The organism is Salinactinospora qingdaonensis (assembly GCF_039539445.1).
In the GTDB taxonomy this organism is placed as follows: domain Bacteria; phylum Actinomycetota; class Actinomycetes; order Streptosporangiales; family Streptosporangiaceae; genus Salinactinospora; species Salinactinospora qingdaonensis.
Map to the genome: position 1 here is coordinate 148675 of NZ_BAABDD010000003.1, position 24160 is coordinate 172834.

Annotated in this window: 23 protein-coding genes; 11 read left to right on the forward strand and 12 right to left on the reverse strand. The window is 68.0% G+C overall.

What is annotated here, in order from left to right; translation table 11 throughout:
- Positions 1 to 2: 2 nt before the first annotated feature.
- Both pdhA and ABD848_RS04545 read right to left on the reverse strand, forming a co-directional pair.
- Positions 3 to 1112, reverse strand: coding sequence for a pyruvate dehydrogenase (acetyl-transferring) E1 component subunit alpha (gene pdhA, locus ABD848_RS04540; protein WP_344967613.1), 1110 nt, complete (start codon positions 1110 to 1112; stop codon positions 3 to 5).
- Between the two features lie 403 nt (positions 1113 to 1515).
- Entirely contained in the window at positions 1516 to 2124 is a 609-nt protein-coding gene (locus ABD848_RS04545; protein ID WP_344967615.1) for a sigma-70 family RNA polymerase sigma factor, read from the reverse strand.
- Between the two features lie 463 nt (positions 2125 to 2587).
- On the opposite strand from ABD848_RS04545, the gene purS reads away from it, so the two are divergent.
- From purS to purL, 5 genes are all read left to right on the forward strand, one after another.
- The gene (gene purS / locus ABD848_RS04550) at positions 2588 to 2830 is read left to right on the forward strand and encodes a phosphoribosylformylglycinamidine synthase subunit PurS (RefSeq protein ID WP_344967617.1); all 243 of its coding nucleotides are present in this window, start codon (positions 2588 to 2590) and stop codon (positions 2828 to 2830) included.
- A gap of 208 nt (positions 2831 to 3038) precedes the next feature.
- Entirely contained in the window at positions 3039 to 3485 is a 447-nt protein-coding gene (locus ABD848_RS04555) for an ATP-binding protein (protein WP_344967619.1), read from the forward strand.
- 133 nt (positions 3486 to 3618) lie between these two features.
- Positions 3619 to 4329 carry a phosphoribosylformylglycinamidine synthase subunit PurQ gene (gene purQ / locus ABD848_RS04560; RefSeq protein ID WP_344967621.1) on the forward strand — a complete coding sequence of 237 codons (711 nt, stop codon included), beginning with the start codon at positions 3619 to 3621 and terminating at the stop codon, positions 4327 to 4329.
- A 45-nt stretch (positions 4330 to 4374) separates the two neighbouring features.
- Positions 4375 to 4887 carry a hypothetical protein gene (locus tag ABD848_RS04565; protein ID WP_344967623.1) on the forward strand — a complete coding sequence of 171 codons (513 nt, stop codon included), beginning with the start codon at positions 4375 to 4377 and terminating at the stop codon, positions 4885 to 4887.
- A gap of 50 nt (positions 4888 to 4937) precedes the next feature.
- Positions 4938 to 7238 (forward strand): phosphoribosylformylglycinamidine synthase subunit PurL, encoded by a 2301-nt coding sequence (gene purL, locus ABD848_RS04570; RefSeq protein WP_344967625.1) that lies wholly within the window; start codon positions 4938 to 4940, stop codon positions 7236 to 7238.
- A gap of 231 nt (positions 7239 to 7469) precedes the next feature.
- On the opposite strand, the gene ABD848_RS24980 is transcribed toward purL, so the two are convergent.
- Positions 7470 to 7643: a DarT ssDNA thymidine ADP-ribosyltransferase family protein gene (locus ABD848_RS24980; RefSeq protein WP_425567429.1), complete on the reverse strand. Its 174-nt coding sequence runs from the start codon at positions 7641 to 7643 to the stop codon at positions 7470 to 7472.
- Between the two features lie 328 nt (positions 7644 to 7971).
- A complete protein-coding gene (locus ABD848_RS04575) occupies positions 7972 to 8562 on the reverse strand; it encodes a TIGR03086 family metal-binding protein (RefSeq protein ID WP_344967627.1) in 591 nt (196 codons plus the stop codon).
- A gap of 136 nt (positions 8563 to 8698) precedes the next feature.
- Between ABD848_RS04575 and ABD848_RS04580 the strand changes: the two genes are divergently transcribed.
- The gene (locus ABD848_RS04580; protein WP_344967629.1) at positions 8699 to 9337 is read left to right on the forward strand and encodes a TetR/AcrR family transcriptional regulator; all 639 of its coding nucleotides are present in this window, start codon (positions 8699 to 8701) and stop codon (positions 9335 to 9337) included.
- 350 nt (positions 9338 to 9687) lie between these two features.
- On the opposite strand, the gene ABD848_RS04585 is transcribed toward ABD848_RS04580, so the two are convergent.
- Complete coding sequence (locus ABD848_RS04585; RefSeq protein WP_344967631.1) at positions 9688 to 9894, reverse strand: hypothetical protein; 207 nt, start codon at positions 9892 to 9894, stop codon at positions 9688 to 9690.
- 216 nt (positions 9895 to 10110) lie between these two features.
- Here ABD848_RS04585 and ABD848_RS04590 point away from each other — a divergent pair, with 216 nt between their 5' ends.
- Positions 10111 to 10341, forward strand: a complete 231-nt coding sequence (locus tag ABD848_RS04590; RefSeq protein WP_344967633.1) for a hypothetical protein — start codon at positions 10111 to 10113, stop codon at positions 10339 to 10341.
- 12 nt (positions 10342 to 10353) lie between these two features.
- Here the strand turns inward: ABD848_RS04590 and ABD848_RS04595 are convergent, their stop codons facing one another.
- The 7 genes from ABD848_RS04595 to ABD848_RS04625 all read right to left on the reverse strand — a co-directional run bounded on the left by ABD848_RS04595 (position 10354) and on the right by ABD848_RS04625 (position 19504).
- Positions 10354 to 11208 carry an RNA polymerase sigma factor SigF gene (locus ABD848_RS04595; RefSeq protein WP_344967635.1) on the reverse strand — a complete coding sequence of 285 codons (855 nt, stop codon included), beginning with the start codon at positions 11206 to 11208 and terminating at the stop codon, positions 10354 to 10356.
- A gap of 234 nt (positions 11209 to 11442) precedes the next feature.
- The gene (locus tag ABD848_RS04600; protein WP_344967637.1) at positions 11443 to 12207 is read right to left on the reverse strand and encodes a GAF and ANTAR domain-containing protein; all 765 of its coding nucleotides are present in this window, start codon (positions 12205 to 12207) and stop codon (positions 11443 to 11445) included.
- Between the two features lie 429 nt (positions 12208 to 12636).
- Entirely contained in the window at positions 12637 to 13401 is a 765-nt protein-coding gene (locus ABD848_RS04605; RefSeq protein ID WP_344967639.1) for a type II secretion system F family protein, read from the reverse strand.
- Between the two features lie 71 nt (positions 13402 to 13472).
- Positions 13473 to 14294 carry a type II secretion system F family protein gene (locus ABD848_RS04610; protein WP_344967641.1) on the reverse strand — a complete coding sequence of 274 codons (822 nt, stop codon included), beginning with the start codon at positions 14292 to 14294 and terminating at the stop codon, positions 13473 to 13475.
- The gene (locus ABD848_RS04615) at positions 14291 to 15535 is read right to left on the reverse strand and encodes a TadA family conjugal transfer-associated ATPase (protein ID WP_344967643.1); all 1245 of its coding nucleotides are present in this window, start codon (positions 15533 to 15535) and stop codon (positions 14291 to 14293) included. Before ABD848_RS04615 ends, ABD848_RS04610 begins: the two co-directional genes overlap by 4 nt.
- A gap of 456 nt (positions 15536 to 15991) precedes the next feature.
- Positions 15992 to 17125: a septum site-determining protein Ssd gene (ssd, locus tag ABD848_RS04620; RefSeq protein WP_344967645.1), complete on the reverse strand. Its 1134-nt coding sequence runs from the start codon at positions 17123 to 17125 to the stop codon at positions 15992 to 15994.
- 1563 nt (positions 17126 to 18688) lie between these two features.
- A complete protein-coding gene (locus ABD848_RS04625) occupies positions 18689 to 19504 on the reverse strand; it encodes a Fic family protein (protein WP_344967647.1) in 816 nt (271 codons plus the stop codon).
- A 143-nt stretch (positions 19505 to 19647) separates the two neighbouring features.
- Between ABD848_RS04625 and acs the strand changes: the two genes are divergently transcribed.
- The 4 genes from acs to ABD848_RS04645 all read left to right on the forward strand — a co-directional run bounded on the left by acs (position 19648) and on the right by ABD848_RS04645 (position 23676).
- Positions 19648 to 21624, forward strand: coding sequence for an acetate--CoA ligase (gene acs / locus ABD848_RS04630; RefSeq protein WP_344967649.1), 1977 nt, complete (start codon positions 19648 to 19650; stop codon positions 21622 to 21624).
- A gap of 160 nt (positions 21625 to 21784) precedes the next feature.
- Entirely contained in the window at positions 21785 to 22225 is a 441-nt protein-coding gene (locus ABD848_RS04635) for a phage holin family protein (protein ID WP_344967651.1), read from the forward strand.
- Between the two features lie 45 nt (positions 22226 to 22270).
- The gene (locus tag ABD848_RS04640; RefSeq protein WP_344967653.1) at positions 22271 to 23185 is read left to right on the forward strand and encodes an alpha/beta fold hydrolase; all 915 of its coding nucleotides are present in this window, start codon (positions 22271 to 22273) and stop codon (positions 23183 to 23185) included.
- Positions 23182 to 23676 (forward strand): DUF309 domain-containing protein, encoded by a 495-nt coding sequence (locus ABD848_RS04645; protein WP_344967655.1) that lies wholly within the window; start codon positions 23182 to 23184, stop codon positions 23674 to 23676. The genes ABD848_RS04640 and ABD848_RS04645 overlap by 4 nt, the downstream gene beginning before the upstream one ends.
- Positions 23677 to 24160 lie beyond the last annotated feature (484 nt).

Below are 24160 nucleotides of genomic sequence, written 5' to 3' on the forward strand. Positions count from 1 at the left end.
GCTTACTGTCCCCCTTCCGCGTCGGCGCCCTCGAAGGAGGCGAGATAGTCGGCGAACTCGGCTCGCTGACGGTCGATGTGGATGTTGGGTTCGGCGTAGACATCGCGGAAGATGTCCAGCGGGCTGGGCTCGGGCAGGGAGTGACAGTCGGCGCGCACCGTCTCTCCCAGTTTCTCGGCCTCGTCGTCGACCGTGGCGAAAAACGTGTCGTCAGCGATGCCGTTGTTGGTCAGGAACGTGCGCAGCCGCAGGATGGGGTCTTTGCGCTTCCACTCCTCCAGCTCGGCGGTGACCCGGTAACGAGTGGGGTCATCGGAGGTGGTGTGGGCACCCATGCGGTAGGTGAAGGCCTCGACCAGAGTCGGTCCCTGCCCCTCGCGCGCTTGCTGGAGCACTGCTCGCGTGACGGCCAGCGAGGCGAAAACGTCGTTGCCGTCGATGCGCAGCCCGGGGAAACCGAACCCCGCGGCACGCTGGTAGAGGGGGACGCGGGTCTGGCGTTCGGAGGGTTCGGAGATGGCCCACTGGTTGTTCTGGCAGAAGAACACGACGGGGGCGTTGGTGATGGCCGCGTAGTTGAACGCCTCATTGGTGTCGCCTTGGCTGGTGGCGCCATCGCCGAAGTAGACGATGACCGCGCTGCCGTCCTCACCGAGTTCACCGTCACGCTGGATGCCCATGGCATAGCCGGTGGCGTGCAGCGTCTGGCTACCAATGACGATCGTGTAGAGGTGGAAGTTGTGCTCGTGGGGGTCCCAGCCGCCGTTGGTCACTCCCCGGAACAGGGCGAGTATGTTGCGGGGCTCGATCCCCCGGCACCAGGCCACGCCGTGTTCCCGATAAGAGGGGAAGGCCATGTCGTTGGGGCGCATGGCACGGCTGGAGCCGATCTGAGCGGCTTCCTGACCCAACAGCGAGGCCCATAGGCCCAATTCACCGTGGCGCTGAAGGGCAACCGCTTCGGTGTCGAGGCGCCGTACCAGTACGAGGTCTCGGTAGAGCCCGCGCATCTCCTCATCGCCGATGTCGAGCGGATAGTCGGGATGCTCGCGTAGCTCACCTGTCGGGGTCAGAAGCTGAATAAGCTCCGGTTCCTCATGAGTGACGGACACGTGTCGCTCCTCGGGTTTTAGGGCCGACGTAACGGGGTGTCGTTGGTCGGCGGCTATCCGCCCGCTCACCCGGGGTAACGGGTCTGAGTGGGCGCCCCTTTGCGCCATCGTGACAGACCTCACCATAGGCAGCGCAAGACCCCACTCCCCTTATTCGCCGCTGGCTTCATCATCCCCAAGAAAAACGAAAGCGCAAGTAACAGGTCTTCCTATCTTTTACAAGGACATCCAACGAAAAAGTTGGTCGACCAAGGAAGACGGCAGCGGCGCGCGGCAGTGCGGGTCGTCGGAGCCGATGGTGTCAACGTGGTGGCATAGCCAGTCGAAGAAGCGAGATGAGACGCTCGGCAACGGTTACCAAACGTGACGAGGAACGGTCCGCTACGGGGACCGGAGCAACGCTCTAGACCTCTGCGGCAGAGGTGCGGCTGGGGCGACGCGCGTAGTCGGCCAGCAGCTCACGTAGTTGCCGACGGGCCCGATGGAGCCGGGACATAACCGTCCCCAGCGGGGTTTCCATAAGCGAGGCGGCCTCCTTGTAGGAGTACCCCTCGATGTCGATCAAGTAGACGACCAGCCGGAACTCCTCTGGAATCCGGGCAAGGGCGCGCCGGATGGCCATGTCGGGGAGCCGGTCCATGACCTCTGCCTCGGCGGAGCGGGAGCCTGTAGAGGCGTGGGTGTCGGCCGCGGCAAGCTGCCAGTCCTTGATCTCGTCGGTCATCTCCTGGCGCGGCTCGCGCTGCTTCTTACGGTACCCGTTGATGAAGGTGTTGGTAAGGATTCGGTAAAGCCAGGCCCGCAGGTTGGTACCGGCACGGAATTGGTGGAAACTCGCGAAGGCCTTCGCGAAGGTCTCCTGCACCAGGTCTTCGGCGTCGGCGGAATTGCGGGTCATCCGCAGCGCCATGGGGTAGAGCTGGTCGGCGTAGGGTGTGACAGCCGTGACGAAGTCCGTGTTCCCGGTCTCCTCTCCAGGCTCAGAGGCTCGGTCAAGTTCGATGGTCGTCAAAATTTCCCCCTAAGGACGACCGTGGGATCGCTACCATATGGATAGACGCAGAAAAGGGCATCCCATGATGACAGGGGCAGGAGTGACACGTGTCACTGGCTGCCTCTCCTCGCCGGTAGCCAGCGCCACAACTCGGGCGAGAGCGGGCTTCCCGTGCCTCGTGCGGCCCTGTGACCACCTCACTGTGCCGCTGCCCACTACGCCGCGATCCATTCTTTCCCGCCCGCCGCCATGGGTAACGATACGCAACAACCGCCGTAGGGGCCTAGCCGCTTCCACAAGGCACCGGTGCGAGGATGAACCAGGCGGCACGCGAGCGCATCGAGCACATCCAGCGTCGCGGCGGCACCCAGCGGTGCCGTAGGGTTCTTGCTGCTTTCCCGCGTGGGGAGCACACCCGCTTACCGGTCAGTGCGGCCAAGCACGGATGCGCAGCGCACCAGCGACACCAGTGGAGGAACCCGTGGCCCGCGTCATCGTGGACGTCATGCTCAAACCCGAAATCCTGGACCCCCAGGGGCAGGCGATCGTGGGCGCCTGCCAGCGGCTGGGCTTCTCGGGGGTCTCCCATGTCCGACAGGGCAAACGGTTCGAGGTGGATGTCGAGGGCGAAGTCGACGACGCCAAGCTGGCTGACGTACGCCGCCTAGCCGAGACCCTGCTGGCCAACCCGGTCATCGAGGACTTTGAAGTGCACGTGGAATAACCCCCGGTCCTCGGTTCCACACCCCCAGGGACACCGGCCTCTCGCCAGAGTCAGAACTGCCGACGAGACATCGGACACGCTAAGCCCTGTGATACCGGGAAAAACGCGCCGCGAGACATGGCCACATGTGGTTACGCTATTCAACCCGGTTTCGGACAATGCGCGAGGGGAACCCTCTGTATTGTATCGATGGCTGTGGGGGCGACCGATGGACGTGAGATTCTCAATCGCGCTGCCTCGGGAAGCGTACACGGTTCCCGTGACCCGCGAATTCATCGGCGGAGCACTTCGTACTCACGGGGTATGCGCTGATTGCCTTACCGATATTTTGCTGGCCTGTTCCGAGGCGTGTGCGAATGTCATCGACCACGGTGCCCCTGCCCCCCACTATGAAGTATCAACACGAATTCGAAGTGAATTTTGTACCCTTCGTGTGATCAATACCGGTACCGGTTTCAACGCCGATGAGGTCCCCCTCCCCGGCCCCGAATCGGAGGCGGGCAGGGGAATTCTCTTGATGCGGGAACTCATGGACCGGGTCACCTTCACCCAACTGCCCGGCGGAGGCACGGCCGTACACCTGGACAAGCACCTGCGGTGCGCCCCGCTGTCGCGCGTACCCCAGCAGCGCGCATGGACCGCGGTGCCGTGCTGAGCAGGACCGCACCGCCGGACGACACCGCGCGACGAGCCAGCGGGTAACCTCGGGGGCGGATGAGCTGTTCGGGGACGGCCGCGCTCGCGCGTCGCCCCCACTGTTGCACCTTCACGACATACGGAGAGTCCTCATGGCTGCTCGTGTGGGCGTCGTCACGTTTCCCGGTTCTCTCGACGACCGGGACGCCGCTCGCGCCGTGCGCACCGCCGGCGGCGAGCCCGTGTCCCTGTGGCACGGCGACGCCGACCTTAAGGGGGTTGACGCCGTGGTCCTGCCCGGCGGCTTCTCCTACGGCGACTACCTACGCTGTGGCGCCATCGCGCGCTTCGCGCCGATCATGAGCGAGATCGTGCCCGCCGCACAGTCGGGAGACCTGCCGGTGCTGGGTATCTGCAACGGTTTCCAGGTGCTGTGCGAAAGTCACCTGCTGCCGGGTGCGCTCACCCGCAATGCCGGGCAGCGGTTCATCTGCCGCGATCAGCCCATCCGCATGACGGCGACGGACACAGCCTGGACCGGGGCCTACCGTGCGGAGCAGGAACTGTTGATCCCGCTGAAGAGCAACGAGGGCAACTACACGGCCGACACCGCCACGCTGGACAAGCTCGAAGCCGAAGGCCGTGTGGTGCTGCGCTACGCCGGGCAGACGCCCAACGGCTCGCGGCGCGACATCGCCGGCGTCACCAACGAGCACCGCAACGTCGTGGGGCTCATGCCCCACCCCGAGCACGCCATTTCGGCGCTCACCGGCCCCTCCGTGGACGGGCTGGGGTTCTTCACCTCGGTGCTGGCCCACCTGACCGGCGAACGGCCGGTAGCGGCCGGTGCGGTCGCCCGCTGACATCGTGCCCGCACTGTCCACACCACGTCCGGGGGATCGCGGCTCATGATGGCCATGATGGAGCTGCTGCGCTCACGCAAAGCCGGGTACATCCTGGTCGCGCTCGCCACGGCCGGCTTGGTGACCACGGCGGGGTTTGGGCTGATCAACGCGCTCACCGCGCCTTCTGCCACCCCGCCGGCGGCGACCTCGGAGTCGCTGCCGCCCGCGCCGGAACTGTCGGTCCTCGGCAACGAACCCGATGGCGTCAGCTACACCGACCTCGGTGAGCGCTGCTCAGCGGCCGAATGCTACCGGGCTGTGGCGTTGAGCAGCGACGAGTTCGACGGCGAACAGACCATCGAAACCGTCTACAACCACCTCCTCTCTCAGGGGTGGGGACGGATGCTGCCACAGGGGGAGACCGACCCCGACCAGGTCGCGCTGGCCGACTCCGCGATGACGAACGGCTCCTTCGTGGTGCGGGGTAACACCGAACCCTTCACCGAGGACTCCACGGCCGGTCTCGTCATCGTGCACGCCCAGATCGACGTGCCCAGTACCGCTCCCACATCCTGACGCACCAGCCACCCGCTGTCGCATCACCATCGAACGGAAACCCGCGCCGCATGACCGAAACATCACAGCTCGACACCGTCTCTCGCGCCGAAACCAGCCCGGACACCCCGCAGCCCTTCGCCGAACTGGGGATGAAGGACGACGAGTACGCGCGCGTACGCACCATCCTTGGGCGTCGCCCTACCTCCGCTGAGCTGGCCATCTACTCGGTGATGTGGAGCGAGCACTGCTCTTACAAGAGCTCCAAGACCCACCTGCGCCAGTTCGGGGCAAAGGCGCCGCACAGTGACGCGCTGCTGGTCGGTATGGGGGAAAACGCCGGTGTGGTCGACGTGGGCGACGGCTACGCCGTCACCTTCAAGATCGAGTCGCACAACCACCCCTCCTACGTCGAGCCGCACCAGGGCGCGGCCACCGGCGTGGGTGGCATTGTCCGCGACATTCTCACCATGGGCGCGCGGCCCGTGGCGGTCATGGACGCGCTGCGCTTCGGCCCGGCCGAGGCCGCCGACACCCACCGGGTGCTGCCGGGTGTGGTCTCGGGCATCTCCTTCTACGGCAATTGTCTCGGCCTGCCCAACATCGGCGGCGAGCTCGGTTTCGACCCCGGCTATTCGGCCAACCCGTTGGTCAACGCGCTGTGCGTGGGGGTGATGCGCCACGACGGCATCAAGCTGGCCCAGGCTCCGGGGCCGGGTAACAAGGTGGTGCTGTTCGGCGCGACGACCGGCCCCGACGGCATCGGCGGCGCGTCAGTGTTGGCCAGCGCCAATTTCGATGCTGAGAGTCACGCCAAACGGCCCAGCGTGCAGGTGGGCGACCCGTTCCTGGAGAAGCTGCTCATCGAGTGCAGCCTGGAACTGTTCGAGCGGGATCTGGTGGTGGGCATCCAGGACCTCGGCGCGGCGGGGGTGTCGTGTGCCACGACCGAACTGGCCGCCGGCGGCACTGGCGGGATGCGTATCGCCCTCGATCGGGTGCCGCTGCGGGACCCGCGGCTCACGCCTGAGGAGATCCTCATGAGCGAGTCGCAAGAACGCATGATGGCCGTCGTCGAGCCCGGCAAGCTCGAAGCGTTCCTGGACACGTGCGCCAAGTGGGACATCCTGGCCACCGTGATCGGTGAGGTCACCGAGGTCACCGGGGAGGAGGACCAGCGGGGTGGGCGTCTGGTCATGACTTGGCACGGCGAGACCGTCGTCGACCTGCCGCCGCGCACCGCCTCCGACGAGGGCCCCGTCTACGAGCGGCCCTACCACAAACCCGCCGATCAGGACGCGCTCCAAACCGATACGCCGGCGCGGCTGGCGCGGCCGGTGAGCGACGCCGAACTGCGGGAACAGGTACTGACGGTAGTGGGCTCGCCCGGGATCTGCGACGCCGGGTGGGTCACCGAGCAGTACGACCGCTACGTGCTGGGCAATACGGTACTGGCTACCCCGCACGACAGCGGCGTGATTCGGGTCGCCGACACCGGTGACCGCGGGGTCGCGTTGGCCACCGACGGCAACGGACGCTATACCCGGCTCGACCCCTATGCGGGCACGCAGCTCGCCTACGCCGAGGCGTACCGCAACGTGGCGGCCACGGGGGCCCGTCCGCTGGCGGTGACCAACTGTCTCAACTTCGGCTCTCCGGAAGATCCGGGGGTCATGTGGCAGTTCGCCGAGGCCACGCGCGGTCTGGCCGACGCCTGCCAGGAGCTGGGAACGCCGGTCACGGGCGGCAACGTGAGCTTCTACAACCAGACGGGGGCCACCGCGATCCACCCCACGCCGGTGATCGGCGTGCTGGGGGTCATCGACGACGTCAACACCCGACTGACCTCGGCCTTTCCAGCAGCGACCGAGGGGGCGAGCATCGTACTGCTGGGTGAGACCCGCGAGGAGCTGGGCGGCTCGGCGTGGGCCAGTGTCATCCACGACCACCTGGGTGGCCAGCCGCCGCGGGTGGACCTGGCCGCTGAGGCCGCGCTGGCGCGGGTGCTCGGCGAGGCCGCGGCCACGGGGCTGGCCGCCGCTGCCCACGACCTTTCCGACGGCGGGCTGGCCGTGGCGCTGGCGGAGTCGGCGCTGCGCGGCGGGGTCGGCTGTGCGGTGCAGGTGGCCGGCGACGCGGTCACGGCACTGTTCAGCGAGTCGGCTGCGCGAGCGCTCGTGGTCGTGCACCCCGGTTCCGAGGCGGCGCTCACCGAGCTGTGCGATCGCCACGGTGTCCCCGCGACAGCGATCGGCACAGTCGGTGGCACGGCCGTGCGCATCACCCACCCCGCGGGGAGCGTCGACCTTCCCCTCCCGGAACTGCGCGCCACCTACGAGGCTGCGCTGCCCGCAGCCTTGGACGCGGTCTGACCTCGCGCGCTGACGGCAACCGCCGCGGCGCGTGTTCTCAGGCCCCGGTCAGTAGTTCTGTCCGCTTCAAGCCATCTAGTGCCGCGGCAACGTCAAAGAGGCGAAACAGCGCCCGTTTGCGTGAGCTCCAGTCCGCCAGGTGTCGCGCCACCATTTCGGCGTCGGCGGCATCGTTAACGCAGGTAGCGAGGTGGTGCACGCTGGGGTCGATCACACGGGAGACTCGGGTCATCAGATACACAAGAGGCGCTGGCCTTGCTCGTAGCCACGCACCTGACCACCGTGAATGCGGTACAGCATTGGTGAGTGCGAAGCGAAATAGAAGGCGACGCAGTACGCAACGATCCCGTTGGGCCCCAGGGGACCGCAAGTCCACGGCGCCCCTGTTTGATCCCCGGTTGGCACATTCCACCGACAGGCTGGGGTTCAGGGTGTCCGCCATCGACGGAGGCTCCTAGCTACAAAGGAAGCCAACCGAAGAGTCTGCCGGGCTCACAGGAGCCCGAGGCAACCGAGCGGAGCGGCCACTCCGCCGAGCGCAGGCTAAACAAATATCGAACCATGCACCGTGCCCATACGCCGCGCCCTGTCAAAGAGTGTGCTGGCTATCCGAGGAAAATGAAACCAACAGAGATGATCGAGCGATCGGTCTGGAGGGGCATGATTATCGGCAGACGGCCGCCCCGACGAACTCCAGCATGATGGTGGCAACGCCGATGGTGGGCGACGGAGGTCAGATGGGGGCCCATTGGGGGTTTCGGCCGCTCATGGCTATGGTGCGGTCGAGTAGAGAAGCGTCGGCAGAGACCTCGACGGGCGGGCCGAACAGCCCCTGCCGTTCCCGCTGGTCGCTGTCGTTGGCTGAAAGGCTCATGACGTGCAGGGAGGCTTCGGCCGTCCGGGAGTCGCAGGAGAAAGGCTGCTCGGTGGCGCGAGCGAGGTCCCAACCGTGCAGCAGTAGCTCGCCGGCGGCGATCCTACCCACGATCGGGGCGGGCAGCAGGCGTCCCCCCGCTCGCGCGGTGCCCTCCCATGCGGCGGGGTCGCGCCAGGCGAACACCATCGCTTCGATGCTCCGCGGCAGCGTTTCGCGCCAGTGCGGGTCGAGTTCGGCCGCGGTGGCGTCGCTGGGAGCGGCGGCGGCCCCTTCAACCTTGGTGGCGGCGTCGCGGAAGGCGGAGGTGACGTCGAGGAGGTGAGCGAGGAGATCGCGCACCCGGTAGCCCTCGCAGGGGGTAGGGGCCCAAAGCTGGGAGTCGGCCAACGTCCCCAGCAAGTCGGTGAGCCGGCGCGCCGATGGTTCGAGGTCGATCACGGTCATCATGTGGGTTCCTTTGTGCCGTGCTGCACCGCCCGTCGTACGACGGGCGGTGCAGCACGGCCATGCTCGGAGGACGGATCTTGTATACGGTGTCTACAATGGCACACATTGTGGACGCCATCCACATTAGGGGTGAACAATGCCGGCTAACCCGCCCAAACGCAGCACCTATCGCCACGGCGATCTGCGCAACGCACTCCTGGCCGCCGGAACCGAACTGGCCCGCGAGGGCGGGCCAGAGGCGGTGGTGTTGCGCGAGGCCACCCGCCGGGTGGGAGTGGCCCCCAACGCGGCCTACCGGCACTTCGCCGACCGCGACGCCTTGCTCAGGGCGGTGTGCTCGGCAGCCCAGTCGAGACTGGCAGTGGTGATCGAAGAGGAGCAGGACACGGTGGTCCGCGAGGGTGATCCCTCCGCTGTCGCGCGGGCGCTGCTGCGCGCCGTGGGCACCGGCTACCTGCGCTTCGCCCAAACCGAGCCGGAACTGTTCCGCACGGCGTTCGCCGTGCCCAGCGACCAGGAAAGCGCCACCAGCCCCGAGCGAGCGGGAAACACCGGGCTAACCCCGCTGCAACTACTGAGCCAAGCTCTGGACGGACTCGTCGAGGCGGGGGTTCTCACCGCTGAGCGTCGCCCCGGCGCCGAGTTCCTCGCCTGGTCGGCGGTACACGGGCTGGCCACGCTACTGGTCGATGGCCCCCTGCGCGGCCTCGCACCCCCCAAGACCGACGACCTGTCCGGTCGCCTGCTGGACATGATCGACCACGGCCTGCGGTAACCGGCGGTTCCCCGCGCCGCACGGGCGGGTGTGACCGGGGTCGGGAGCAGTGGTGTTCACCGCGGTGGCCATGGGTGCGATGGGGACTGTCCCGCCCATGTGCATGGGGTGCCGCAGCCCCTGCGTCAGGGCGGCTCTTGAGCGGCACGCGAGACTGGCGGTGGTCCGGCTCCCGCTCTTGCAAGCGGTGGGGGAAACGGCTGGGCACCTGGCCGCGGCAGCCAGGAGGAGCTGCCGCGGCCAGGTGCCCAGCCGCACCGGCCGATGTAGCTCCACTCACTGTGACGCCGATGGGACGACGCACGGCGGCGAGTACACCCCGAGGGGCCTGAACGGTGTGCGGGCTCGGGCTACTCGGTCGGCCGGTCGGGAGTTTCGGCCTCTTCGTCCACCGCTTCAGGATCGGCGATGGCCGACTCGCCCTCCTCGGTGACGGTGGGCTCGGGCTCCCGCGCCTCGTCGGCGCGCGTAGGCTGCTTCCCCTTGAGGACCCCCTGAATCTCACTCTCCATCTCGTCGTCGAGCTTGGGGCCGTGCTTGTCGCTGCCACGCTCCATGGTTTCGTGTCCTTTCCTCCCCGGAGAGCCAAGGCGTGTTCTGGCTCGGCGCAGTACCCCTGCACCGAGCAGCGAAACGCCGGTGTCTTCGCAGGTCACCGCCGTTCGCGAAACGCGAACCCCACGGTTGGAGGTCGGTCGCCGACCCGCTAGGTGTCGATCCGTCACGCTCTAGGATGGAACGGGACGAACTGTGAGGGAGAGGCTGGCCAGGGGATGCGCGCGGGTCGGATACGTGGACCGTTTGGCAGTATCGACCGGCCGGCCAGTGCCCTGCGCTCCCGGTTGTTCCTGGCATTGTTCGGCACCGTGGTGCTCTTCGCCGGTGCGGTCCTCGCCGCCGTGTGGGCACACTCGACCCCGTTGACTGTCGTCCTTGGGGCCGGGTGCCTGGCGGCGGGACTCAACGTGTACTGGGTTCGGCAACGCATCCGCCACGAACGCTGAGAGCCCACCGCCTCAGCCGTCTTCGAGCATGCCACGGCGCATGCGGGCGAGAGCGTTGGAGAGCAGACGGGACACGTGCATCTGCGAGATACCGATGTCGGCGGCGATCTCGCTTTGAGTTTTGTTTCCGAAGAACCGCAGCAGCACGATCCGGCGTTCCCGCTCGGGCAGCGAGCGCAGCAGCGAGGGCAGGGCCTCGCGCTCCACGACTCCTTCGAGCGTTCCGTCGAGGCCGCCGATCGTGTCGCCGAGGTTGAGGCCGTTGCCCTCATCGTCGTTGGCGGGAGAGTCCAGCGAGAGAGCGCTGTAGGCGGTAGATGCCTCCATCAACTCCGACAGGTCGTCCACCGACATCTCCATCTCGTGGGCGAGTTCGCCCATCCGAGGCGAGCGGCCCAGTCGCTGGGTGAGGCTGTGGATGGTGCGGTTCAGTTCGCTGCGCTTCTCCTGATGGCGTCGCGGGACGCGCACAGCCCACGTTTTGTCGCGGAAGTGCCGCTTAACCTCTCCTGTCATCATGGGCACGGCGTAGGCGATGAAGTCATGACCGCGCTCGGTATCGAAACCGTTGACAGCCTTGACCAAACCGAGGAGGGCCGCCTGTTCGAGGTCCTCGGTCGGTTCGCCGCGGTTGGCGTAGCGCGATGCGATGTGGCGAGCGAGCCCGATGTAGTGCTCGACGATCCGCCCACGTATCTCGGCGCAGCCGGGATCGTCGTCGGGCAACTGGTTGAGTCGCCGAAAGAGGTCAGCGACCTCTGCGTCGCGCTTGCGCTGTGACGGTGATGTCTGTTCGGGTGCGCTATGTTCTGGCGCCGGTTCAGACCGGCGGTTCGTTGGTGCGGCGCTGACATCGGTGACGGACATTGCTGACTCCTGATGAAGAGACCAGCTAAGCACCGAATTGCCGGTGTGGGGCGCATTGTGTGAGGGCGCCGGAAGGATGGGGCGCCCCGCGCCCGAGGGCCCGCTTCTAGACCCCGGTGCTAATGCGAGTTTAGTCCACGGCCGGTAAAACACACCTAGCGTGCTACGTCTGATTTGCCAGAATTAAGTGATTCTTTGGGTGGCTGTGCCGCCCACTGCGGCACCAGGGCATTGCTACCGCCGGCTTCCGTTCCCGTTGTGCGGAACCTGTTCGACGACGCGCGCCGCGATCTCGCGCAGCTTGATGTTCTGGTTATTCGACGCGGTGCGCAGCCGCTCGAAGGCCACGTCGGCGTCGCAGCGAGCCTGGGCCATGACGATGCCGATGGCACGGTCGATGACGGCGCGCGAGTCCATCGCCCGCTCCAGGTTCACCGCGAGTTCAGAGGTGCGCTGGTAACGGTCGCGCCCGGCGATGGCCGAGGCGACCGGGGTGCTGAACATCGAAATGAATGCCTCGTCGAGAGCGTCGAAACCGGCCGGTTCGCGGCTGGAAAGGTTAAGCGCTCCCAAGGGATGGCCTTCGACGACCAACCCTGCCGAGAGATAGCTGCGCAGCCCCATGGACTTGGCGATCTCGGTAAACCTCGGCCACACCTGTTCGGCCGCTTCCACATCGCAGCGGTTGATGGTGTGCCGACGCGCCGCGTCCAGGCACGGCCCGTCGTCAAGCTGATACTGGCCTTGGTCGAGTCGGAACGTGTCGTCGTCGGTGGCCACGATGGTCTTAGGCATGCCGCTGTCGTCGAGCACAGTGATACTGGCCGCGTGACAGCCGGGGATCAACCGCATGGCCAGCACGAGGATGCGTTGCAGGCTCTCCTCCATCGATTCCTCGATAGCCAAGACCTGGGTGAGTTCACTGAGAGCAGTGATGATGTCACCGTAGCGGTCATGCGCGGATGCGGGAGTTACTGGTTGGATTTCGATCTCCGCCACATAAGGCTCCTGGGCTGAAGCGCCACGACAGCAGGGTCGGGCGCAACGGAGGGTGGGGGGATTACCCCACCTTTTTGAGGATAGATCACGTATATCCCCTCGGACGCTGCCCGAGGCGCCGACAAAGCCCGCTACCTGCGGTGAGGACACCCAACGCCGGCACGCCACGCCCTCCTCAAAGCCGGAGGGCGGCGGCGGGCGTTCAACGGTTTTCCCTTCCACAGCGCGGTTTGGGAACACCACCGCCGCGGCGGCGCGAGTCACACGGCAGGAGAGGTGGCCGCTCCCCACCCCACCTCTCAAATCTTGACCAAAAACCCTCGATGAGCTGGTGAATTGTCGCGGGAAACCCGATTATCGCTCCAAGAGCGGCGGTTGGCCACCAGCGCGATGGCACAGTTCATGCCCTTGGCGACGGTCCCCACGCCCTCAAGACAGACGCAGCTCTGGGAGCAGCCCCACCGCGAGCGGAACCACGCCGATAAGGACGAACGCTGGCAAAAAGCACAGGCCCAACGGTGCGACGACGAGGACACCGAGCCGTTGTGAGAGGGCGAGCGCCCGCGCTCGCGCCGAACGGCGACAGTCGGTGGCGTGGCGTTGCAGCAGGTCAGCCGCTGGCGCGCCGGTGGCGCTGGCGCGGGTGAGGGTCCGGGCCAGCGCGTGGAGTTCGGGCGGTCCGGTGGCGGCGCGCCACGCCACGGCGGGCTCGGCGCCCAGGCGCAACTGTTGGGCGACCTCGCCGAGTTCACCGCCCAGCGGCCCGCCGACCGCGCGCGCTACGGCCTCGAGGGATGCTGGCACGGTTCCACCGGAGCGCAGGCAGGCCACGAGCAGGTCGACGGCGACCGGCAGAGCGGCCGTCATGTGGTGCTGCCGCTCCCGGACACGCCGCCGTGCCGCGCCACCCAGCCGACGCCACACGACCGCGCCGGCTGCCACCCCCACCATCGGCCCCACGGGGAGACCGAGCAGCAGGCTCAGCGTGAAAACCGGCAGGCCGGCCAATGCCAGCCGGACAAGGCCGCCCGGCCGCCACTCGTCGCGCCGCCGTGGCCGCTGCGCGCCGCCGGCGGGCGGGAGGAGGGCGGCCAGCCGATGCTCGGCACCCGACCGGCCGTCGCCTAGCGCGAGCCAGACACTGGCCGCGACCAGCAGCAGCGCGAGGGGAAAAGCCATGGTCACCGGCGCCATAGGTCCTCCAGTTCGTGGCCGGCCCCGGCGGCGGCAGCCGTACCGGGCCCGGCAACCAGGGCACGCGCGCGTTAGGGGTCGAGTGTGGCCAGGGTGCGGCGGACGAGGCGCTGGACCCACCAGAACCCGAGCAGCTCTAAAACGATGCCGGCGGTGAGGCACCCAAGACCGACCGGGGTGGTGAGCAGGAACACCACAGGGGAGGCTCCCATGGCCGCTGCCATGGCCAGCCCCACAAGGGGCAAGCCGGCCAGCAGCAGCGCGGTCGTACGTGGCCCGGCAAGCTGAGCGTTGAGCTCAGCCCGGCGGGCGGCGGCCTCGGCAAGTCCGTCGGCGAGGTGCTCAACCACGGGGGCCAGGCCGCCACCGGTGCCCGCGGCCACCTGCCAGCAGGCGGCCAGGTAGCTCAGTCCGGCCGCGCCGGGGCGGCGTGCGGCCGAGCGCAACGCCGTGGTGGGGTCGTGGCCTGTGTTGGCCGCCGCGACAACCGGGGCCAACCGGCTGGCCACCTCTGGCGGTAGCTCCGCGACGGCAGCGGCCAGTGCCGTGGGCGGCGGGCGCCCGCCGCGCAGTTCGGTGGCCATGCCCCGGCACAGGTCGACCGTTGCCCGCTGCCACTGGGCGGAGCCGCGCCCCAGGGAGTGGTCGGCGCGGCGTCGAAGCGCGCGCCACACCAGGTGGCCAGCGTGGACCGCGCGGCGCGCCCGGCCGGCCCTCGAGGCTCGGGTGAGCGCCGTGAGGCGGACCCGCGGCGGGGATGGCAGCGCGTGCACGGCCACGAACGAGGCTGCCGCAACGGCGAACAACCACAGCCAGACCTCAGGGGGTGGCCAGAACAGCCACGGCAGGTGGGCGAACGCGGAGCGGCCGGCCGGCGGGAACGCGAGGATCACCGGGAGACCTCCGATCCTTCGGGGTGGCGCCACTCTTGGCCCATGCGGGCTAGCAGGTCGGCCAGCCCCTCGTGTTCGATAAGGCCACCGTTTCCGTCTCCTTCCCCGCGGGGGAACGACAGCGCGGGGACAGCCCGCACCAGCCCGGAAGAGTCGCGGCGCAGCACACACACCTCGGCGAGCCTGCGCAGCCCGCCGGGGTCGCGCACCAGATGCACGATAACGGCGCGGGTTGCGGCGAGTTGGCTGTGCACGGCCTCGCGGCTCAGTCCTGCCGCACAGCCCAGCGCCTCGATGCGGGCGGGCACGTCGGCAGCGGTATTGGCGTGGATGGTGCCGCAGCCGCCCTCGTGGCCGGTGTTAAGCGCGATCAGGAGATCAACCACCTCTGAGCTTCTAACCTCGCCCACCACGAGCCGGTCGGGGCGCATCCGTAGCGCCTGCCGCACGAGCTGGTGCAGATCGACCCCGCCGGTGCCCTCGATGTTAGGAGGGCGCGCCTGTAACCGGACCACGTGGTGGTGGTCGGGCCGCAGTTCGGCGGAGTCCTCCACGAGAAGCAGTCGTTCCCCTTCGCAGACGAGGGACAGCAGCCCCGACAGCAGCGTGGTCTTACCGGTGCCGGTACCGCCGCAGATGAGGAAGGGCAACCGGGCTCGCACGAGCGTCCGCAGAAAGCGGGCGCCGGCTTCGGTCAGGCTGCCGGCGGCAACCAGTTCGGCGAGCGAGAACGCGGTTGGTCGGGGCAGCCGCAGCGACAGGCAGGTGCCGTCGGGGGCGACGGGGGCGAGCACCGCGTGCAGCCGTGCCCCGGAGGGCAGCCGCGCGTCGATCCACGGCGCTGCGGCGTCGAGTCGCCGCCCCGCCTGTGCGGCCAGCCGCTGGGCCAACCGGCGCACGGCATCGTCGTCGGGGAAGCGAACGCCGGCGGCGCGGCGTGGTCCGGCTCCGTCATCGACCCAGATATCGCTGGGGCCGTTGACGAGGATGTCGGTGATGTCGGGGTCGGTTAGCAGCGGGTCGAGTGGGCCCGCTCCGGTGAGGTCGGCGCGCAGTTGCCGCACGATCGCGAGCACTTCGGCGTCGCCAAGCACACCCCCCTCGGCGCGCAGCGCGGCTGCGACACGGGCGGGGGTGGGTTCGGCGCCCTCCCGGATCAGGTGGGCGCGTACGGCGCTGAGCAGGTCGGGCTCCCCGGGAGTGGCTGGGATCGGGGCGGATGCGGGCACGGCGGCGGCCATATTCGGTCTCCTCATGATCGAAGTAATCGGAGTAGACGGGGTGGTGGCCCCAGAAAGGGCGACTGCCGATTGGCTGAAGGCTCGGTGTCGGGGGTGCGCTACGTCGCCGAAGCCGCACCCCCGGTAGGAGCGGAAGATGTAATCGGGACCGTTTCCTCGTGGCGAAGAGACAGGAGCGGTTCCTTGCCCTCCGGTGCGATGGCCCCGGAGAGGCGATCGGGCTGAGTGACATGGCCGGCGAAGCCTGCTCGCTCGGCTGCCCCGCTGGGGGTGCGCCTGGGCTCGGTCCCGACTGTGGGGTGACCGCGCGGGCAGCGTGACGAGGAGGTGGTGCAGCGCGACCGGGGCTGCATACTGCCTTCGCGCGTGGGAAACCGTGCCGATCACCGTGCCGCCGGTGCTGCCGCAGCGAACCACAGCGGCGTAGCGAGGAAGCTAAGCAGGAACAGCCGAGGGCTACGGCGCCGGTCCGTGCACGGTCATACGCGCGAGGAAGGAGTCGCAGAAACGTGCCAAGGGCGAACGTGAACCGGTGGCGGGGGTGTGTCCCTTCTCCAACGTGTCGGACAGGTCCGGCTCGTCGACGAGTTCGCCTGCCAGGGGCACCCCGAGCGTGAGGGTGACCGCCTCGGCGGACACCCCTTCAGGGCAGCCGCCACGCACGACAGCGCGCAGGTCGGCCACCCGTTCCCGCAGAGCGGGCACGATGCGGCTGGCGGCGATGACGGCGTGGACCTCGGCCGGCACCACGAGCAGCACCGTGCCGGTGCGCCGCAGCACCTCCTCGGCGGCGGGGTCGATAGCCCGCGGGAGATCGGTGATGACCATGTCGGTTCCCACCACGGCGGAGGCCAGCACCGCCCGCATGGCTTCGGGCGGGACGCTCGGGGACGCGGCGGACGCCTCGCGAGGCCAGGTCAGCAGGGTCACTCCGCGTGTGGTCGGCAGCGTTTCACGCAACGATTCCCAGTTGATCCGCCCTCGCCGCTGGCTGAATTCGTGCCAGCGCGCGCCTGTCACATGCTCGTCGCCGATGAGGAGATCGAGTCCGCCTCCGAGGGGGTCGGCGTCGACCAGGACGGTACGCAGCTTCGCGCGCACACCGGCGAGGGCGAGCGCTACCGCCAGCAGGCTCGCCCCCGCCCCACCCCGCCCGCCGACCACGGCTATGAGCGGGGCGCGGGCCTCTCCGGCGGCGGTGGTCTCGGCGAGGAGGTCGACTAGCCGCGATTCCTCGTGAGGCAGCGACAGCAGTTCGCGAGCGCCCACCCCTAGCACGGCCCGCCACGCGCGGTCGCTGTTATCGGCATCGGCAAGGGTGGGGGGCGCCATCTCGACGGCGGGGGCACGCGCGACGACCACGACGTTGGGGTGACGCTCGGGCTCCAGCGTGGCCACGGGGGCGACGAGGTCGGTGCCGACGACCACGAGCGGTACCCGCCTCCACTCCCGGGCGGCGTGTGCGGCGGTGTGGGCCACGGTGACCTCGACGTCGGCCGCTGCGGCCAATCGGAGAAGATCGTCGAGCAACTCGGGATCGTCGGTGACGAGCAGCGGACGCGGCAAGGGTACGGCGGTGTCGGTGACCACGGCAGCCTCCCTGAAAGGCGCGGACGGATCGTGCGCAAGCGGCTACCGTCCACATTCGGTGACGCCGCTCCCGACGGGAAAGCCCGATTCACCGGCTGTGGATAACCTCCCCGCCGGGGGAGACCAGGTTCTCCCCACTCACGCACACGGCGCCCACCGCACGCAGCCATCCTCTGGAACCGCCTCGGCGCTGCCCTGTCCCTGCCTGTTCCGCTACCGAGGTTTCAGCGAGAGTGTTCCGCTCTTCCGGGCGGGGGATCGCTTGTGTCGGTGATGTTGTAGGTGGTCGTTAGGTTCGGCGTTGCCGGTGAAGGGGGGAGATGGTGGTGCGGTCTCGGCTCCGCCTCTGTCCCGCCTGGGGCCGCAGAGCGCGGTGCCGCTGGCACGTGGGGCGGGTGGTGGGCAAGGCGACGTGGCCGTCCGCCGCGCAGCGGGAACCCGTCGGTCCCGCGGGGCGGCCGGGAATCCTCGCCTGTCAGGCACGGAGTCAGCACTGTGCCGGAACCGGGCCGTGACCCGTGTAGGACGAAACCGGCGGTCATTGGCGCGAGGTCACGAGGGGAGAGCGACGGAGGGGGCAGCCCTGCTCCCGGGACTTTTCGGGGCTCCTCGTTGACCGGCGGGCGACCGCTGGCCGGCCGTTCGTCGCGGCCGGGGCACCGCTCGTCGAAACGGCTCGGGTGGTTTTCCCTCCCCTGCTCGGCCTCACTGCCATGGCCGTAGCGGGAGTTTTGCCCTCCGTCGCGCTGCGTCACGCGAGGACGAAGACACGCCTATGAACTGGAAAAAAGTTGGTAAAAGGCGACGGCCCCCGCCGGGGGGAGAGCGGGGGCCGTCCAACGGTCCGGCTCCGGGGGGGTAGAGCCGGCTCCGTTTCCATATGAGGTCTGTGGGGGAAGAAGTCGCCTACGCCGGCACAGCGGGTATGGCGTCACTCATACCTACTGGCCGGAGCGTCGGCTGACGTCCGGCGGAGGTGGCCGCACCTGGTAAGGCAGGGGGCCGATTCCCGGCAAGAGCCTTAGGAATGGTTTCCTCCAACCGTATAAGCGCGGTCACGACCACGTAATAAGGCTAATACTTAACGTTACCACGTTGATTTGTCGGTTCGGAAGAAAATGCTTCGCCTGAGACTCTTTTCAAGTGCAGTGGTCAGGCGTACAAAGGGAAGTACCTAGTGGGGAAGCTCACAGGGTGCGGCGGCCGGGTACCCACGCCTCGCCAAAGCCGCGAGCGGCTCGTCCAGGCCAGGTTTCCCCTGGTCGGACAAGATAGGATGCACGCCTGATAGCCCGGTTCGACGCACTTGAGGCGGCGCCTCGTGCACAGCTCATCGCCGCACGAGGCGCCGTTTACTGTCGCGTGAGCTCCGGCGGAGTTCCCAGATCTGTCATTGAACTGTGACAGGACTTCCCGGCCACTTCCCGACTGCTGTCGACTTTGTCTGGTGTAGGACTTTTTCCCTTGAGGCACCAGACGTCACAAATCTTCACCGACAGTGCCCAGTGAATATCCTTCGCATTTCTGGCATTTCGCGTACCGGCTCGACGTGTACCAGTGGCTTTAGCCCCGTTTGAGAGCTTCGCAGGTCGCCAGCGAGTCACGGGCGCCGGCGGCGACGGCTCGGGCGCAGTAGCGCACCCAAGCGCCCACCCCGTCGGGCTGCCCGGTCAGATAGCCGCGCAGCGCGGGCCCGTACTCCTCGCGCAGCTCAGCGTGGCCCACCTCAGCGGGAACGAGGGCTTTGGGGTCAAGGCCGCGCTCAATCAGGGTGAGCCGCTCCGCGGCACGAGCCACCAGGCCGTTTCCCCAGTCGAACGGGCGCACAGCGAGCAGTTCGGCGTGCACGATCGCGCTGACCACCAAGGCGGGCACAGAGGTGCGGACGGCCAGCAAGGCGTCCAGCCCCTCGATGCGCTCCACCACGTGGTCGGCGGCGGGGGGCGGTCCGATGCCCAGCGGGTCCTCGGCCGCGGCTCCGGACGCGCCGTCGCGGGGGCGGCCGAGGGCGTCTTCAGCGATGGCGTCGGCCGCTGCTAGGGCGTGCAGCCGGGCCAGGACCTGACGCGGCGCCTTGGGCCAGGTCTCCACCAGAGTCCCCAGCTCACCCGAGACGCGCAGGGCGCCTTTGACACGAGGGTCCTCGCAGTCACCAGAGCGCACGTCCTGGAGCGTGACATCGGCCCCCTCCAGCACGGCGGAGGCCCGCGCGCCGCGGACCAGGGCCTCCATCGACACGTCGGTGCTGCGCCGGCGCAGCACGCGGTGGCCGAGCAGCCGGTCGACGATGGCGCGCGTGTCCTCGACGGCCGCGCCCACGCCGGGCAGCTCCGCGATCCGCTGGAGCGGGTCGGCGGGTGCGGAAGATGCGGCATTCACGCCTACGAACCCTACGCATGGAACCCCCGTTGTCACGACGCGGGGGCACAGTTGTCCTACTTGTGATGACCAGCACTAGCCTGATGAAGTGGCTTTGACCACACGGGCCGTGGGTGGCATTGCGAGAGGTAAGGAGCGCAACAGTGGCTGACACCCCCCAAGATCAGGGGCAAGAAACACTGTCCAATCTGCTACAGGAATCCCGAAAGTTCTCACCGCCGCCGGAGCTCGCTGCCGACGCCAATGTCAAGGCCGACGCCTACGACACCGCTGCCGCCGACCGGCTCGGGTTCTGGGAGGACAAGGCCCGCCGGCTCCAGTGGGAGCGCGGATGGGACAACGTACTCGACTGGAATCCGCCCTTCGCGCAGTGGTTCACGGGTGGCACGCTCAACGCTGCGGTCAACTGCGTCGACCGGCACGTGGCGGCGGGGCTCGGCGACCGGGTCGCCTACTACTGGGAGGGCGAGCCCGGTGACTCCCGAACCATCACCTATGCCGACTTGAAGGACATGGTGTGCCAGACGGCGAACGCGCTGCTGGAGTTGGGCGTGGGCAAGGGCGACCGGGTCGCCGTCTACATGCCGATGATCCCGGAAACGGTGATCACCATGCTGGCCTGTGCCCGTATCGGCGCGCCGCACATGGTGGTCTTCGGGGGGTTCTCGGCTGACGCGTTGGGCAGCCGACTGGACGACTGTCAAGCTAAGGCGGTGGTGACCGCTGATGGCGGCTACCGTCGAGGCAATCCGAGCAGCCTCAAGCCGGCGGTGGACGAGGCGGTGCGCAACCGCTCCTTCGTGGAGCATGTGTTGACGGTGCGGCGCACCGGCCAAGAGGTCGACTGGACCGAGGGTCGTGACGTCTGGTGGCACGACGTCGTCGACCGGCAGAGCACCGAGCACACCGCCGAGGCCCACGACGCCGAGCACCCGCTGTACATCATGTACACCAGCGGTACGACGGCCAAGCCCAAGGGCATCCTGCACACCACGGGCGGCTACCTCACCCAGGTGGCCTACACGCACTGGGCGGTCTTCGACCTCAAGCCCGAGACGGACGTGTTCTGGACCGCCGCCGACATCGGCTGGGTCACCGGACACTCCTACATCGTCTATGGTCCGCTGGCCAACGGCGCCACATCGGTCATGTACGAGGGCACACCCGACACGCCGCACAAGGGCCGGTTCTGGGAGATCGTGCAGAAGTACGGCGTGACGATCGCCTACATGGCCCCCACGGCGATCCGCACGTTTATGAAGTGGGGCGAGGATATCCCGGCCCAGTTCGACCTATCCAGCCTGCGAGTCCTGGGATCGGTGGGTGAACCCATCAATCCGGAGGCCTACACGTGGTACCGCAAGAACATCGGTGGCGACCGCACCCCGATCGTTGACACGTGGTGGCAGACGGAGACGGGGGCGATCATGGTTTCGCCGCTGCCGGGGGTCACCGAGGGCAAGCCGGGGGCGGCCATGCGCCCGCTGCCGGGGATCGCCGCCGACGTGGTCGACGAAGAGGGTGTTTCGGTGCCCAACGGAGGCGGTGGGTTCATCGTCGTCCGTGAGCCGTGGCCGTCGATGCTGCGCGGCATCTGGGGCGACCCCGAGCGCTACAAGAAGACCTACTGGTCGCGCTTCGAAGGCCTGTACTTCCCGGGAGACGGGGCCAAACGCGACGAGGACGGCGACATCTGGCTGCTGGGCCGGGTCGACGACGTCATGCTGGTCTCAGGGCACAACATCTCCACGACGGAGGTCGAGTCGGCGCTGGTGTCGCACTCCAACGTCGCCGAGGCGGCGGTGACCGGTGCCAGCGACCCGGTGACCGGCCAGGGGATCGTAGCGTTCGTGATCTTGCGCGGCGAGGCCGGTGAAGGCGGAGATGCCCTGGTCAAGGAACTACGCGACCATGTGGCGGCGTCGCTGGGGCCCATCGCCAAGCCGCGCCAGATCATGATCGTGCCCGAGTTGCCCAAGACCCGGTCGGGCAAGATCATGCGGCGGCTGCTGCGCGACGTGGCCGAGAACCGCCAGTTGGGCGACGTGTCGACACTGACCGACTCCTCGGTCATGGACATCATCGCGGAAAAGCTTCCCAGCGCCGCCAGCGACGAGTAACGGTCATGGCCCGCTATTGTTCAGGGCCTTACCGCAATAGGCGGGCGTCCCTGCGACGGAGTGGGGGCGCCCGCTGTCGACACGGCCCGGCGCGGGGCCACGAGACGCGATATATGCGAGGATGCGGGAGACGTTAGTCCGAACGAAGGGAGCCACCTTGATGCCCGAGACCCGATCGGGTGGTCAAGCGGCGGGGGACTTCAACGCGGCCGAGCACTCGCTGGGTGAGTTGGTCTCCGAAACGAGCGGGAACATCTCTCGCCTCGTGCGGCTGGAGATCGAGCTGGCCAAGCTGGAGATCGCCCAGGACGCCCGGAAAGTCGCCAAGAGTCTTGGAATGTTCGCGGTCGCGGCGGTGCTTGGTCATCTGTTCATCATCCTCCTCTCGATCACCATCGGCCTGAGCTTGTGGGCGGTTGGACTCGCGCCATGGCTGGCTTTCCTGATTGTGACCGTTTTCTACCTGTTCGTGGCGGGACTGCTCAGCTTCATCGGAATCCGTCACCTCAAACGCCTCCAGGGGCTGCCCCGAACCAGTGCCACGATGGCGGCGTCCATGGCGGCGCTGCGGCGCGAGCGGTCGGCCGAGGCCGAAGCATAGTCAGGACGAGAGGTCCAGTTCCGCGGGGCCACAACGGGGTGAGGCATGGCTGAGGAATCGGCCATCATGGTTGAGGGACCGTGGACGCATCGGACGGTCAGCGCCGCTGGTACCCGTTTCCACATCGCTGAGGCCGGCACGGGCCCACTGGTGCTGCTGCTGCACGGGTTCCCCCAATTCTGGTGGTCATGGCACCATCAACTGCCGGCGCTGGCCGAGGCGGGGTTTCGCGCGGTCGCGATGGACCTGCGTGGCTACGGCGGCAGCGACAAGCCGCCACGGGGATATGACCCGATTACGCTGGCCTCCGACGCGGCCGGACTGGTGCGCGCCCTCGGTGAGGCGGATGCGACCGTGGTGGGCCACGCCACCGGCGGGCTGTTGGGCTGGACCATGGCGAGCTACTTTCCGGCCGTGGTGCGGCGGCTGGCAGTGCTGTCGACACCGCATCCAGCGCGGTTGCGTACGGCGCTGCTAGCGGGCACGCAGGGGCGAGCCACCCGGCACATGATCGGCTACCAGTTGCCGATGCTGCCAGAGCGCCGGCTACGGGCGCACGAGGCCGCGTTCGTGGGACGGATGCTGCGGAGGTGGTCGCGCCCGGGCTGGCCCGATCCGGTGACCGAGCAACTGTGCCGGGAAGCGATGCAGCTTCCCAAGGTGGCGCACTGCGCCCTGGAGCCGTACCGATGGCTGATCCGTTCGCAGGCGCGCCCTGACGGGCACCGCTACATGCGACGGATGCGCCGGCCGATCCGGATGCCCGTGTTGCACCTGCACGGCTCGCTCGACTCGTTTGTGCCGCCGGCGGCGGCGCGGGGTTCGGGACGCTATGTCGATAGCTCCTACCAGTGGCGACTGATTCAGGGCGCCGGACACTTTCCCCACCAGGAACGTCCCGAGCGTGTGGGTAGTCTCCTGACCAATTGGCTCCGCGACACCGACGAGTGGGACGTATGAACGCAGGCGACCGAGACCGCAACCCCGAAGGGCGAGCCCAGAACCAGCGGCCCCGCGACCGCTACGGTCGACCACTGCCCCATGGCGTGGCCGGGGTGCCTCGCGTGCCCGACGATGCGACCTTCACTCCGCAGGAGGGACTGCGCGAGGCGCAACGACTACTCGACACCAACTACGCCTTCCACGCTCACGAGGTCCTGGAGGCGGTCTGGAAGGACGCGCCCGAGGGAGAGCGGGAACTGTGGCGCGGTCTCGCGCAGGTAGCGGTGGGGCTCACGCACGCCCAGCGAGGCAACCCGCAGGGAGCGGCGCGGCTGCTGCGCCGCGGTGCGGACCGGGTGGCCGCCTACGGGATCAACGCACCCCACGGTGTGGACGCCGTGGGCGTGGCTGCCCACGGCCGTGCCATGGCCGAGCGGCTCGACACCGACCCCGCCGCCGAGGTTGACCCCGCGGCGTTGCGACTGGCTCTGCCCGGTGGCGTTGGCTGAGTCCTAGTCGGAGCGCACCGAGCGCACCGAGCGCGCGTGGGGCCGGCGCTCGGCTGCGCCCCTGAAAGAGTCGGACGGCGGTCACTGGTCCGCGATGATCGGTTTTGGGTGGCGGCGGCGCACGTCGGCTGGTTTTATGGGCGTGGCCCTCCGTGAGGAGAAAATAACCGCCAACGTTGCTGATGAGCCACCCCGGCCATCGAGCGGCTCGTGTGGCATCCCCATGGCCTGTGGCGAGAGACCTGAACGCCACCTGCTGTCACCCCCTGTCGCTCCCCGCCGGCCCTGTACGCCCAATTGGTGCGGCTTGTTGCGTTATAGGCGGTATGCACCCTTCCTCCCCATTACCAGATAAAATATCCTTTTTTACGAAATAAAATAAATAATTTTTTCCGCTATTTTTGCTGCACTTCTCGTATCACCGGGTGATCACATATCCCGCGAATCCCCGGGAAAGTGCCCTCCGGCCCTCACATTTCTTCAC